Raw genomic sequence first — 14,604 nt, 5'->3', positions numbered from 1 at the left:
TTAAAAAGCACATTTTTGGAGATTATTAGCGAGGTTTATACTTACAGATATACGGATAACAATCGTTTTAAATTATATTCATCATTTTAAAATGAAGTATTTGCTCACTATTTGAGACGTGAATATGAGAACTTTTTTTATATTTAAAGCCGATAAAATCGCTTAGAAATGAAAATGAAAACTAAAAAAAATTTTACAACATTACTTCTGTTGTTTTCAATTTTAATAATTTATTCTCAATCAACAAAACCCTTTGATTACGAGAAATATTCAGATCCAAATCCGAAGAATCAACTCTCATTATACTTCAAAGAAAACGTTGATAAAAAACTGCTTAGAAAAGCACAATTCTTTAATAACAAAAAAAATATAATCCTTTCTTTTTACATCAATCAACAAGGAGAACCTTATAAATTAAACGTTACGTCTAGAGGCTCAGAAGAATATTATACGGCTATTAAAAGTACTTTTAGAGATTATTTTAAAAAGTATATTGGGTATGATTCTTTAAGCAGTAAGCATAAATATTCTTTACAAATTATTAGTAAAAAAGGCAGCAGAAAAATTTTTAACTGTAGCTCTAAGGTTATTGTAGAAAAACCACCTGTTTGTTCGGAGTGTAAAGACTTAGACCTTTATGAAGACATAAAGTATTGTTTGAATTTAGAGGTGAAAAAGCATTTTTACGACAAAGCAAATTTTAGTTTATTGAACAGTAGTCCTTTAAAAAACGAATCAGAACTTATCATAAAATTTTCTGTCAATAAATATGGCAAATTGATAAATAAAGATAAAGAAGCTGCTGGTATTTATAAAACTGAAATCAATCGTGTATTAAACTCTTTTCCTTTTTTAATTGAATCCTCTACTAAAAACAGCACTTTTTATGCGCCCAACCATAGTTTTAAAATTAGATTGACAAAAAATAAAGACATGGTTTATAAGGAGTTGAATGATGGATTTATAAATTTTACAAAACCAAGTACAACCAATGATTTTTCTGTTTATTTAAAAGAAAACCTTACTAAAGAAGATCTACAAAAATCGAATTTGAGCAGAATTACCAAAACGCTAAAAATCAGTTTTGAAATTGATGAAAATCATACAGTTTTTAATACTAAGGTAGTTGCAAAATCCAATTCATTAGCAAAAAAAATTGAAACACTTTTTAAGGATTATCCTTTAGAGAAATTCAATTTTACCGAAAAAAGAAAGCTGAATACTTATATACTTCAAATACTATCTTTTCAAAACAAAGAAGCAATTGTAAATACCAGTTCTGTAGTTGGTTTCGAAAGACCTCCTATATTTCCTGGTTGCGAAAAAGCTAAAACTGTTGCCCAAGGTAAAAGTTGTTTTAGTAAAAGTGTACAAATGCATTTTTCGAAAAAATTTGATGCAGAGTTACCCAAAAGAATAGGTTTCTCTAGAGGTAGAAAAAAAGTATCTATAGCATTTAAAATTAGTAAAGAAGGTAAAATTTTTGATATTGATGTAAACGCACCACATGCAGCTATTATAAGAGAAGTTGTACAAGTAATGAGAAAAATGCCTAGAATTGAACCTGGCTATCAAAATGGTAACCCTGTAAATGTAAAATATAGAATACCTTTTACAATAATTGTAGATTAATATAATGCTTATATATTTTTAGGCTTACTCAACTAAATTCATACATTTGTAAAATGCGAATAGATATTATTTCAGTTGCACCTAATTTATTAGAAAGTCCTTTTAATCATTCTATTGTAAAAAGGGCGCAAAAAAAAGGTTTGGCAAAAATTGTAATTCACGATTTACGTAAATACGGTTTAGGTAATTACAAACAAATAGACGACACCCAATTTGGTGGTGGTGCAGGTATGGTTTTAATGATAGAACCTATTGCCAATTGTATAAAAGATTTACAAGCAGAGAGAACGTATGATGAAATTATTTATATGACTCCAGATGCAAAAACACTAAATCAAAGTACAGCAAACACACTATCGTTAAAAGAAAATATTTTAATTCTTACAGGGCATTATAAAGGTGTAGATCAAAGAATTAGAGACAAATACATTACCAAAGAAATTTCTATTGGCGATTATGTTCTAACAGGTGGCGAATTGGCTGCTGCAGTTTTGGTTGATGCTGTTGTGCGTTTAATTCCTGGGGTTATTGGTGATGAACAATCTGCACTTACAGATTCTTTTCAAGACAATTTATTATCTCCTCCTGTGTACACAAGACCTGCAGATTTTGAAGGTATGAAAGTACCTGAAGTTTTATTATCGGGTAATTTTCCTAAAATTGATGATTGGAGAAGCGAACAAGCTTACAAAAGAACAGAAGAGATTAGACCAGATTTAATAGATTAATAGACATTTCAGGTTTTATAAAAAACAAGCCCTTTTGAATACAATAACAAGCTTCATAAAAAATAACAAAGCCATTTCTTGGGTTTTAGGATTTCAATTATTTCGATTGATTTTACTCCCATTTATGGGATTAATGCCACAAGATGCTTACTATTATTTATATGGTCAGAATTTGTCTTTATCTTATTTCGATCATCCAGGAATGATAGGTTATTGTTTACGGTTTTTTACAGACATTTTTGGGCAAACTGTGTTTGTAGTAAAACTAACCGATTTTGTAATTACGTCTTTAACCTTATTCAGTTTTTACAAATTAGCTTCTTATTTTTTATCCAAACAAAAAGTAGAAAATGCCATTGTTTTACTAGCTTCTACCCTATTTATTTCTATTTTATCTTTCAATTCTACACCAGATGTACCTTTATTATTATTTTGGACATGGAGCATCATCTGTTTATACAAAGCAATTTTCGAAAACAAAAAAGCCTATTGGATTCTTGGCGGAATTGCAATGGGACTCGCTTTTAACAGCAAATACACAGCTTTAGTTTTACAAATCGGATTAATTTTATTCGTAATTTTTTCGAACAAACACAGAAAATTTTTACTTTCTCCTTGGTTTTGGTTGAGCTTAATCATTTCTGTGGCAATCACTTTTCCTGTTTGGTATTGGAACTATCAAAACGAATTTGCCTCTTTTGCTTTTCAATCTTCAGAAAGAACCAGTTCTATTTCAGAATTTAAATTGAATCCTGGCTTTTTCTTTGGGGCAATTGGGCATCAACTATTTTTATTACTACCTGTTTTGTTTTTGGTGTTTATCACATTTACTTTTAAATTTATAAAAAGAGCCCTTTTAAAATTTAAATTGCCACCAGCCAAAACCTTATTTTTACTGGCATTTTTTATCCCAACTTTTGTTGGTTTCTTTAGTTTAACCCCTATTTATTGGGTAAAACTAAACTGGATGATGCCTTCTTACATTAGCGGAATTATTTTGGCAGGAATGTTCATCAACAAAAAATTGCTAAAAATTCAAGTTATTTTTTCTGTTGTTTTTCATGTTTTAATTGCCCTGCAAATTTTGTTTTATTTAGTACCCATTAAAAGTGATGATACTTGGGTAGGTTGGAAAGAATTGGCCATAGAAACCGAAAAATTACAAGAAAAATATACCAATACTTTTGTTTTTTCTGATGATAATTATAAAACTTCGGCTTGTTTAAATTTTTATATGGATGATAAAGTGTATGCTCAAAACATCATTGGTTTGCCTGCTTTACATTTCGATTATTTGGGTGATGATTTATCGACCTTAAATGGAAAAAATGCCATTTTTATAGATTCTGATAAGCGATTTAAAAATCACAATAAAAAAGGAAATCATCCTGAAATATTAAATAATTATTTTGAACAAATTACTGAACTTAAACCTATTACCATAAAGATAAATGGTAAAGAAGTTCGCAAATTTTGGGTATATTATTGTACCAATTATCAATACAAAAAATAATTTATTTTAGTTTTATCAAATAAAAAAAAGTATTACTTTTGCAACCGCTAAACTAACCTCTGACGAAAAAATCGTGAATGTTGTTTTAGAAAAACTTTAAAATTAAAAGATATGGAATCTTTAATAAAATTTGTTCAAGACGAATTTGTTACAAAAAAAGAATTTGCAGAATTTGCTGCAGGTGATACAATTACAGTGTATTACGAAATTAAAGAAGGAAACAAAACTAGAACCCAGTTTTTTAGAGGTGTTGTAATTCAAAGAAGAGGTACTGGTACTTCAGAAACATTTACTATCAGAAAAATGTCTGGTACTGTAGGGGTAGAAAGAATTTTCCCTGTAAACTTACCTTCTATTCAAAAAATTGAAGTTAACAAAAGAGGTAAAGTACGTAGAGCACGTATTTACTACTTTAGAGGTCTTACTGGTAAAAAAGCCAGAATTACTGAAAAAAGAAGATAATCTCTTTTCAATAAAACATAAAAAAAGCGTTGTGAAATTTCACAACGCTTTTTTTATAAACAGTCGCCAAATGGTTTGTTGCTTTTAGGTTGATATGTTAACAAACTCAATACAAAAATCAAATTATAAAATCATCTTATTTGCTTATTACAAGGATGTTAATACTATCATTTTTATCAATGAATTGAAAACCAAAATGAGATGAAAACAACTTTTATGTAAATCTACAGTAATGCAAAATCACTCCAAAAAAACATTTTAAAATCGCGTATAATAGTAAAAAAATTAGAGGATATTGCATATATTTTATTCTTTTACGAAATCGTTTTCAATAATTATCAAAATCATAACAAAACCCACCAATTAATAAGATTTTTTCATTAAAAAAATCACTTTTAATTCATAAATTTGCTCGCTTTCTCTATTGCGATTTCTTTTAAATAGAAAGCTAAAACACTTAAAATTATTATAAACACCAATAACAATGAGCAAAAAAGCTAAAATTGTATATACAAAAACAGACGAAGCACCTGCTTTAGCAACTCGTTCTTTCCTTCCTATTATAAAAGCTTTCACAAAATCTTCTGATATAGAAATTGAACTCAAAGACATTTCTTTAGCAGCAAGAATTTTGGCCAACTTTTCGGATTACCTTACTGAAGATCAAAAAGTAGAGGATGCGCTTGCTATTTTAGGAGATCTTGTAAAATCTCCAGAAGCAAATATCATTAAATTACCGAATATTAGTGCCTCAGTTTCTCAATTAACAGCTGCCATTTCAGAACTACAAACTCTGGGTTATGCAATTCCAAATTATCCTGAAGATGCAAAAACTGATGAAGAAAAAGAAATTTTAGCACGTTATAATAAAGTAAAAGGTTCTGCTGTTAATCCTGTTTTAAGAGAAGGGAATTCTGACAGAAGAGCGCCTAAAGCTATTAAAAACTACGCTCGTAAAAATCCGCATTCTATGGGTGAGTGGAAACCTGATTCTAAAACACATGTGGCTACTATGGAAACAGGTGATTTTGCACACAACGAAAAATCAGTAACTGTAGATAAGGCCACCAACATAACCATAAAACATATTGCTAATAATGGTACTGAAACTGTTTTAAAATCATCTTTAGATTTATTAGCTGGCGAAATCATTGATGCAACTGTTATGAATAAAAAAGCTTTAATTGCTTTCTTAGAAAAACACGTTGCAGATGCTAAAAAACAAGGAGTTTTACTTTCATTACACATGAAGGGAACCATGATGAAAGTTTCTGACCCAATTATTTTTGGACATGCTGTTAAAGTATTTTTTAAAGATTTATTTGAAAAGCATGCTGAAACTTTTGATAAAATTGGCGTAAATGCAAATGTAGGTTTTGGCAATGTTTTAAGTAATCTTAACGAAGTATCAGAAGAGAAAAAAGCAGAAATTTTAGCTGATATTGATGAGGCTTATAAAAACGGACCTGCTTTAGCTATGGTAAATTCAGATAAAGGAATTACCAACTTACACGTACCTTCTGATGTTATTATTGATGCTTCTATGCCAGCAATGATTAGAACTTCTGGTAGAATGTGGAACGCAAATGGCGAGTTACAAGACACCAAAGCTATTATTCCTGACAGTTCTTATGCAGGTATTTATTCAGCTACCATAGACTTTTGTAAAAAGAATGGTGCTTTTGACCCGACAACAATGGGTACAGTACCTAATGTAGGATTAATGGCTCAAAAAGCCGAAGAATATGGTTCTCATGATAAAACTTTTGAAATTGAAGCTGATGGTAAGGTAATTGTTACAGATGCAGAAGGAAACTTATTAATTGAGCATTCAGTTGAAAAGGGCGATATTTGGAGAATGTGCCAAACAAAAGATTTACCAATTCAAGATTGGGTTAAATTGGCAGTTACAAGAGCAAGAGCATCCGAAACTCCTGCTGTATTTTGGTTAGATGAAAATAGAGCTCATGATGCAGAAATTATTAAAAAAGTAAATGCATATTTACCAAACCATGATACTTCTGGTTTAGATCTTAGAATTTTATCACCAACAAAAGCAACAGAATTTACTTTAGAAAGAATTGTAAAGGGATTAGATACCATTTCTGTTTCTGGTAATGTTTTACGTGATTATTTAACTGATTTATTTCCTATTTTAGAAGTAGGTACCTCTGCAAAAATGCTATCTATTGTACCTTTAATGAATGGTGGTGGCTTATTTGAAACTGGTGCTGGTGGTTCTGCCCCAAAGCACGTTCAACAATTTTTAGAAGAAAATCACTTAAGATGGGATTCTTTAGGTGAGTTTTTAGCATTAGCTGTTTCTTTAGAGCATTTAGGAAACACTAACAACAACAAAAAAGCATTAGTTTTAGCAGAAACTTTAGATGATGCTACAGATAAATTTTTAGATAAAGATAAATCTCCTTCAAGAAAAGTGGGTGAGTTAGACAATAGAGGTTCTCACTTCTACTTGGCAAAATATTGGGCAGAAGGTTTGGCAAAACAAAATAAAAACGCTGAATTGAAAGAAGAATTTACTTCTATTTTTGAAACCTTAACAGCAAACGAAGAAAAAATAGTGGCTGAATTGAATGAAATTCAAGGTAAAACTGTAAATATTGGTGGTTACTATCAACCTAATGAAGATTTAACAATTGCTGCAATGAGACCTAATACCACCTTAAACAGCATTTTAGCTTAAAAAATAATATAAATTTTCTTAAAACATTAACATAAGGGGTGCTATTTAGCACCCCTTTTTTAGTTAGATTTGGTCGTCAACCAAAACAAAACTAATGAATAAAAAACGTATTGCCATCATTTCTGTGGCTGCACTAATTGCTATTTACTTTATTTACAATTACTTTTCGCCAGATTCAGAAGGTGATGTTTATCTAACAACAGAAGTAAAAAAAGGAGATTTTTTAAGCGAAGTAATTACCTCTGGCGAAGCTCAATCTACAAGTTCAAAAAAAATAAAAGGCCCTGATAATCTTAGAAAATTTAGACTGAATAATGTTAAAATTCAAGATTTGGTTGCTGAAGGTACAATCGTTAAAAAAGGCGATTATGTAGGGAGATTAGACCCAAGTGGGGTAAATGAACAAATTTTAGATGCTGAATTAAATTTGGAAAACGCAATATCTAAATACACGCAACAACAATTAGACACTACTTTAACTTTAAAACAAGAAAGAAACGCAATTAAAGATTTACGTTTTAGTATGGAAGAAACAACTTTAGAGTTAAAACAATCTATTTACGAACCACCTGCAACCATAAAAAAACTAGAAATAAATTTAGAAAAAGCAGAAAGAGATTTAAAAGAAAAACTTGAAAACTATAAAATTAAAAAGAGACAAGCCAATGCTAAAATGGTTGAAGTGGGTACACAAGTTTCTAAGATTAGAAAAAAATTAAACGACTTATTAAAATTACAAAAATCATTTACCATTTATTCTGATGGAAATGGTATGATTACTTATGATAAAAACTGGGATGGCTCTAAGAAAAAAGTAGGTTCTGATATCAGCCCTTGGAATCCAACCATAGCTAGTTTACCAGACCTAACCAAAATGGAATCTAAAACTTACGCCAATGAGGTTGATATAAGAAAAATTAAAGAAGGGCTACCTGTTAAGGTTGGCTTTGATGCTTTCCCTGATATTGAAATGGATGGAGTTGTAACAAGCGTTGCCAACGTAGGGGAAACAAAACGAGGTTCTGACATTAAGGTTTTTCAAGTTCTTATAAAACTAAATGGTTCTAATGATAATATTAGACCTGGTATGACCACATCAAACAAAATTTTAACTTTTGAACGTAAAGATGTTTTAAGTGTTCCTTTAGAGTCTATTTTTTCTAAAGATTCTATTACATATGTATATAAAAAATCAGGATTTTCGGTTACAAAAAAACAAGTTTCTATTGGCGATTCTAATAACGATGCCGTGATTATTACTGAAGGTTTAGCTGAAGGAGATGTTGTTTACCTAAACAAACCCGATGGCTACGAAAAAGAACCAATAGCCAAACTAAATTAGGTTTATGATTGACAAAATCTATATAGAAAAACTAAAGTCTAATTTTAGTGAAGCGGTTCGTGTAATTTTAGCCAATAAAATGAGAACGCTTTTAACTTCTTTAGGAATTATTTTTGGAGTTGCTGCTGTAATTACAATGCTTGCCATTGGTAATGGTGCAGAAAAAGAAATCTTAGCGCAATTAGAATTGGTTGGTGTTAACAACATTGTAATATCTCCTATACCTGATGACAAAGAGGATAATAATGATGAAGAAGCAGATGAAGGTAGTCTTACTCCAGATCGTTTTTCTAAGGGCTTAGATATGCTAGATGTTCATAGCATCAAAAAAAATATACCTTCTGTAAAAACTGTGAGTCCAGAAATTATTTTAGAAACCTATGTAATTAAAAAAGGTAGACAAAGCCCTGTAAAATTAATAGGAGTTTCTGCTGACTTCTTTGCAACATCAAATATTGAAATTGAGAGTGGTAAAAACTTTTCGACAGTACAAATCGAAAACTCAATGCCTGTTTGTATTATTGGTAAAAAAATCGAAAAAAAATTATTTACTGGTGAGAGTGCTATTGGAAAACAAATAAAAGTAAAAGATGTTTGGTTGCAAGTTGTGGGGGTTATCGAAGAAAAATTTATTTCTGAAAATGCACAAGAAAATTTAGGAATTAGAGATCTAAATCAAGATGTTTACATCCCTATAAAAACATTTTTGGTACGTTATAAAGATCGAAAAATTATTAGCGATAAACCTCTACCAGAAGGAAATGTGATGGTTTTCGGAAATCAACAAGGCCCAAAAAAAAGAATTCCGAGAGGTAATTATCATCAAATTGATAAATTGACGATTCAAGTAAATAATTCTTCTGAGTTAAATGCAACTGCAGATGTATTAAGCAGAATGTTGAAAAGAAGGCACAATGATATGCTAGATTTTGAAATTTCTATCCCTATTCAGCTATTAAAACAACAACAAAAAACCAAACAAATTTTTAATATTGTATTAAGTATTATTGCTGGCATTTCTCTATTGATTGGAGGTATTGGAATTATGAATATTATGTTGGCTTCTGTTTTAGAAAGAACTAAAGAAATAGGTATTATCAGAGCCATTGGAGCTACACAAGAAGATGTAATCTTACAGTTTTTAACAGAATCTGTTTTGGTTAGTATTGGTGGTGGAATTATTGGAATTGTGCTCGGTGTTTTATCCTCCTATATCTTAGAAATTTCTACAGGAATCGAAACCATTTTATCACTAAGTTCTATTTTATTATCCTTTTTTGTAGCCACATTAATTGGTTTAATTTTTGGAATTGCACCTGCCAGATCTGCTGCAAACAAAAGCCCTATTGAAGCCATTAGACACGAATAACTATGAAAAAAATACTTATTATTTTTTGCTTTTTACCAAACTTTTTAAGCTTTGGTCAGCAGCAAATTACTTTAGAACAGGCTATTGCAACTGCTCAAAAAAATTCTCCAGAATACAAAGCTTTATTAAATCAAAATCAGGCAAGTTATTGGAGATACAGAAGATTTAAAGCAGGTTTTTTACCTCAACTACGATTAGATGCAACATTACCTTCGTATTCTAACTCTATAAATAGACTTACAAACGACCAAGGTGTTGATATTTTTGTGCAATCAAATCAGTCTATAGTAGAAGGTAATTTATCTTTAAATCAAAATTTAGCCTTTACAGGTGGTACTATATCTTTAAGCTCTCAACTGCAAAGGGTAGATTATTTTGCAGATAATTCAAAAGGTTTTTCTATAGTACCTTTTTCTATAAATTATAGGCAAAATTCTCTTTTTTACAACCAATTTAAATGGGATAAAAAAATTGAACCTTTAATTTACGAAGAAGCCAAAAGAGAATTTATTGAACGTATGGAGCAAATTTCTTTAAATACAAGCAGACGTTATTTTGCTTTATTAAAAGCACAAGTACAATCAAGAATTGCTAAATCTAACTTTTCAAATCAAGATACCTTATTTCAAATATCTAAAGGAAGATATAAAATGGGAAAAATTGCAGAAAACGATTTGCTACAAATTGAATTGTCTGTTTTAAATTCAGAAAATGAGGTAATCTCTAACGAAATCAATTTTAAAAGAACCTCTCAAAATTTATCCAGATATTTGGTTTTAGATACTGAAAATATTTTGTTATCAACTCCAAAAGAATTAACCACATTTACAGTTACCATAGAAAAAGCGTTAGAAGAAGCGAAAGCAAATAGAAAAGCTGTTATAGAATTTAGACGTAGACGTTTACAGGCAGAGCAAGATGTTGCAGAAGTAAAAGGGAATAATAGATTGCAGATGAGCTTAAGGGCTAATTTTGGAATATCGCAACAAGGTGATACATTTAATAATTTATTACAAGATTTTAATCAACAACAAAACATTGTGGTATCTGTGGGTATTCCTATTTTAGATTGGGGGGTATCAAAATCTCGTAGAAAATTGGTAGAAGCCAATAAAGACTTAGAAATTACCAATATAGAAATTGAACAACAAGAATTTGAGCAAGAAATTTACCTACATGTTTTAAATTGGCAAAACCAACGCAACTTTTTAAAAACAGCAAAAAAAGCACAAGAAATTGCCATAAAAAGATATGAGATCACTAAAAAAAGATTCATTCTAGGAAAAATAACCATCACAGATTTAAACTTAGCACTACAAGAAAAAGACCGATCTATATTAAGCTATTTAAATTCTCTTGAAAAATTTTGGACAGATTATTACACGTTAAGAAGGCTTACATTATTCGATTTTATTGAAAATAAAAAAATAGAAACCGAAGATATTATTTATGATTGATACAGCTTTTTAACTTTTTTTTATCTTTTCACTGAATTTTATAGCATTACTTTTGTTTAGACAAAACAAAAATTAATCAAACAAAAAATATCAAACTTGAAAAAGATATGTTTTCTTTTTTTCTTGGTTTCATTAACTGCATTAGGCCAAGAAAAATTTACAGTTAGCGGAACTGTTTACGACAATTCTAGCAATGAAACTTTAATTGGTGTTTCTATCTATTTTCCAGAAATTAATACTGGTACAACAACCAACGAATACGGTTTTTATTCCATTACAATTCCTGAAGGTACTTATAAAATGCAAATCAGCTATTTGGGTTTTACAACTATTGTAGAAACCATTGCGTTGAAAGAAAAAATTACTAAAAATTTTAAATTAAAGGAAGAATCTGAAAGTTTAGATGAAATAGTAATTGCTACAGATATTGAAAAACTGAATGTAAAATCGCCTCAAATGAGTGTCAATAAACTCACCTCTGCTACCATCAAACAGATTCCTGTGGTTTTAGGTGAAGCAGACATCATAAAATCCATCATTTTATTACCTGGTGTTACAAGTGCTGGTGAAGGTGCTTCAGGGTTTAATGTAAGAGGGGGTGCTGCAGATCAGAATTTAATTTTATTGGATGAAGCTATCGTTTTCAATTCATCGCATTTGTTTGGTTTTTTCTCTGTTTTTAATCCTGATGTTATTAAAGATGTAAAATTATACAAAGGCGGAATTCCTGCAAAATATGGAGGTAGATTATCTTCTGTATTAGATATTTATCAAAAAGAAGGTAATAGTAAAGATTTTAATGTAACTGGTGGTATTGGATTGATATCTTCTAGATTATTGATAGAAGGCCCAATAAAAGAAGAAAAAATATCTTTTTTAATAGGTGGTCGATCTTCTTACGCGCATCTATTTTTACCACTTTTTGACAACGACAACAAGGCGTATTTTTACGATTTAAACACAAAAATCAATTATAGAATCGATGATAGAAACAGCGTTTTCTTTTCTGGTTATTTTGGCGAAGATGTTTTCGGTATTCAAAACAGCTTTATCAATACTTATGGTAATCAAGTGGCTAACTTACGTTGGAATCATCTTTTTTCAGACAAACTATTCTCAAATCTATCCTTAATCTATTCTGATTATTTTTATGGATTAACCTTAGATTTTGTTGGTTTTGAGTGGGATTCTGGTATTACGAACTACAATTTAAAATACGATTTTAATCATTATGTAAGTGATAAAATTAAGTTGAGTTATGGTATCAACAATATTTATACAAAGTTCAATCCAGGAGAAATTATACCAAGTAGAGATGATTCTGGTATTGTAGCCGAAAAATTAATTGATAAATATGCCAATGAATTTGCTGCTTATATAGATGCTGAACATAAAATTAATAACAAATTAACCTTACAATATGGAGCACGTTTTAGCAACTTTACACGTTTAGGGCAAGATGAATTGAATATTTATGAAGATGGTAATCCTGTAATTTATAACGAGGAATTTAAAAAATATGAATCTGCTGAAGCAATTGGTGTAGAATCTTTTAAAAGAAGTGATGCCGTTGCAACATTCAGTAATTTTGAGCCCCGTTTTTCGTTATCTTATGTATTAAATGATGATGCTTCTGTTAAAATGAGCTACAACAGAATGGTACAGTATTTACACTTGCTTTCTAACACAGCATCCCCTACTCCATTAGATATTTGGACACCAAGTGGAAAATATGTACAGCCTCAATTATTAGATCAATATGCTGTTGGGTATTTTAAATCGATAAAAAATGGTGATTATTCTTTAGAAACAGAAGTGTTTTATAAAGACATTCAAAATAGAATCGATTATATAAATGGTGCAAATTTAGTGGCCAATAACGAAATTGAAACGGTTATTTTAAACGGTCAAGCAAGAGCGTATGGTTTAGAGGTTTTATTCAAAAAAAACCAAGGCAATTTTACAGGTTGGTTAGCCTACACATTATCCAGATCAGAACAACAAACCTTAGGTAGAACAGCTGTTGAGCCAGGTATAAATAATGGCGAATGGTACAGTACACCTTTTGACAAAACCCACGATATTTCTATAAACGCAAGCTACAAACTCTCAGACAAGTGGACGTTAAATAGCAACTTTTTGTTACAAACAGGGCAACCAACTAATTATCCTGTAGGTCAATACGAAGTACAAGGAATAAACGTACCTATTTATGATGATAATAGAAGAAATGCAGACAGATTACCTGCATATCACAGATTAGATATTTCTGCGACTTTAACACCCGATAAAAATAAAAACAGAAAATGGCAAGGTGAATGGGTTTTCGGAATTTACAACTTGTATGGAAGGCAAAATGCAGCTTCCATCAACTTTAGTAGAAACTCAGAAACAATGCGTAATGAGGCTGTACAAACTTCTATTTTTGGCTTAGTACCTTCTGTTACCTATAATTTTAATTTTTAAATTGATGAAAAAGACATATATACTTCCAATTTTATTAGTATTTCTTTTTTCAAGTTGTGAAAAAGTAATCGATGTAGATGTTCCTTCAATTGAACCTAAACTTATCATTGATGCTTCTTTTGAAGTTTATTTTGATGAAGATCCTGTACGTGCAAAAACTACTGTAAAATTAAGTGAATCTGCAGATTACTTTGAGGAAACCATACCAACAGTAACCAACGCAACTGTTTTTATAACTTATCAAATAAATCAAGATACATTTGTTATTGATTTTATAGACGATAATGCAGACGGAGTGTATGAACCTGCAATTAATTTTATACCAGAAGATAATATTGAATATGAATTAACCGTAATTCATAACAATGAAACTTATAAAGGAAAAGCAACAAAAGTAAAATCAACACCAATTATAGAGGTAAATCGTGGTGATGGTACTTTATTTTCTGGGAATGAAATTGAAATTAAAGTAAAAATTCAAGATGAATTAGATGTAGATAATTATTATTACTTCGATTTTTCAAATAATAATTACTCAGTATTGGAAGATCGTTTTTTTGACGGACAAGAATATGAAGTGCCTAATTTTTATTTAGAAGACGAAATTGAGTTACCAATTACTGTAAATATAAAAATGTTAGGAATAACAAAAGACTACTATACTTATTTACAGATTTTAGTAGATCAAAGTGGTCAAGATGGTGGTGGTCCTTTTGAAACAGTCCCTACTTCTTTGTTAGGCAATATGATTAACACCACTAACGATAGCAATTTCCCTTTAGGTTATTTTCACATTTCAGAAACAGATACTGTTGAGCTTTTTTTAGATAAAGATGAGTAATGTATTTGCTTTTACAAAAGCCAAAAATCAATCTATCTATCGATAAAAATAGTCACATTATTAACAAAAAAGTTTATGATCAAACGATTG

At 30.1% G+C, this 14,604-nt stretch carries 10 protein-coding genes; all 10 read left to right on the top strand.

Going from position 1 to position 14,604, the window contains the following annotated elements; all coding sequences use genetic code 11:
- The first annotated feature begins 174 nt into the window (after window positions 1-174).
- The 10 genes from ACW9UN_RS11000 to ACW9UN_RS10955 all read left to right on the top strand — a co-directional run bounded on the left by ACW9UN_RS11000 (window position 175) and on the right by ACW9UN_RS10955 (window position 14,514).
- Window positions 175-1,632: an energy transducer TonB gene (locus ACW9UN_RS11000; protein ID WP_459486317.1), complete on the top strand. Its 1,458-nt coding sequence runs from the start codon at window positions 175-177 to the stop codon at window positions 1,630-1,632.
- A 53-nt stretch (window positions 1,633-1,685) separates the two neighbouring features.
- The gene (gene trmD / locus ACW9UN_RS10995) at window positions 1,686-2,360 is read left to right on the top strand and encodes a tRNA (guanosine(37)-N1)-methyltransferase TrmD (protein WP_459486316.1); all 675 of its coding nucleotides are present in this window, start codon (window positions 1,686-1,688) and stop codon (window positions 2,358-2,360) included.
- A gap of 34 nt (window positions 2,361-2,394) precedes the next feature.
- On the top strand, window positions 2,395-3,873 hold the full coding sequence (locus ACW9UN_RS10990) for a glycosyltransferase family 39 protein (protein ID WP_459486315.1): 1,479 nt from the start codon (window positions 2,395-2,397) through the stop codon (window positions 3,871-3,873).
- A gap of 111 nt (window positions 3,874-3,984) precedes the next feature.
- On the top strand, window positions 3,985-4,335 hold the full coding sequence (gene rplS / locus ACW9UN_RS10985; protein ID WP_459486314.1) for a 50S ribosomal protein L19: 351 nt from the start codon (window positions 3,985-3,987) through the stop codon (window positions 4,333-4,335).
- A gap of 484 nt (window positions 4,336-4,819) precedes the next feature.
- Window positions 4,820-7,039: an NADP-dependent isocitrate dehydrogenase gene (locus ACW9UN_RS10980; RefSeq protein WP_459486313.1), complete on the top strand. Its 2,220-nt coding sequence runs from the start codon at window positions 4,820-4,822 to the stop codon at window positions 7,037-7,039.
- Between the two features lie 94 nt (window positions 7,040-7,133).
- Window positions 7,134-8,381 (top strand): efflux RND transporter periplasmic adaptor subunit, encoded by a 1,248-nt coding sequence (locus tag ACW9UN_RS10975; RefSeq protein ID WP_459486312.1) that lies wholly within the window; start codon window positions 7,134-7,136, stop codon window positions 8,379-8,381.
- 4 nt (window positions 8,382-8,385) lie between these two features.
- A complete protein-coding gene (locus ACW9UN_RS10970) occupies window positions 8,386-9,750 on the top strand; it encodes an ABC transporter permease (RefSeq protein WP_459486311.1) in 1,365 nt (454 codons plus the stop codon).
- 2 nt (window positions 9,751-9,752) lie between these two features.
- On the top strand, window positions 9,753-11,207 hold the full coding sequence (locus tag ACW9UN_RS10965) for a TolC family protein (protein WP_459486310.1): 1,455 nt from the start codon (window positions 9,753-9,755) through the stop codon (window positions 11,205-11,207).
- A 96-nt stretch (window positions 11,208-11,303) separates the two neighbouring features.
- Window positions 11,304-13,673, top strand: coding sequence for a TonB-dependent receptor (locus tag ACW9UN_RS10960; protein ID WP_459486309.1), 2,370 nt, complete (start codon window positions 11,304-11,306; stop codon window positions 13,671-13,673).
- A gap of 4 nt (window positions 13,674-13,677) precedes the next feature.
- Window positions 13,678-14,514, top strand: coding sequence for a DUF4249 family protein (locus ACW9UN_RS10955; RefSeq protein WP_459486308.1), 837 nt, complete (start codon window positions 13,678-13,680; stop codon window positions 14,512-14,514).
- Window positions 14,515-14,604 lie beyond the last annotated feature (90 nt).

The organism is Polaribacter litoreus (assembly GCF_054584775.1).
The sequence above is the reverse complement of the archived record's forward strand: the minus strand, read 5'-3'. Positions and strand labels throughout refer to the sequence as shown.

Coding starts and splice junctions, on each gene's coding strand:
- rplS (WP_459486314.1), top strand. CDS start 3,985: ATGGAATCTTTAATAAAATTTGTTCAAGACGAATTTGTTACAAAAAAA.
- ACW9UN_RS10980 (WP_459486313.1), top strand. CDS start 4,820: ATGAGCAAAAAAGCTAAAATTGTATATACAAAAACAGACGAAGCACCT.
- ACW9UN_RS10975 (WP_459486312.1), top strand. CDS start 7,134: ATGAATAAAAAACGTATTGCCATCATTTCTGTGGCTGCACTAATTGCT.
- ACW9UN_RS10965 (WP_459486310.1), top strand. CDS start 9,753: ATGAAAAAAATACTTATTATTTTTTGCTTTTTACCAAACTTTTTAAGC.
- ACW9UN_RS10955 (WP_459486308.1), top strand. CDS start 13,678: ATGAAAAAGACATATATACTTCCAATTTTATTAGTATTTCTTTTTTCA.
- ACW9UN_RS10970 (WP_459486311.1), top strand. CDS start 8,386: ATGATTGACAAAATCTATATAGAAAAACTAAAGTCTAATTTTAGTGAA.
- trmD (WP_459486316.1), top strand. CDS start 1,686: ATGCGAATAGATATTATTTCAGTTGCACCTAATTTATTAGAAAGTCCT.
- ACW9UN_RS11000 (WP_459486317.1), top strand. CDS start 175: ATGAAAACTAAAAAAAATTTTACAACATTACTTCTGTTGTTTTCAATT.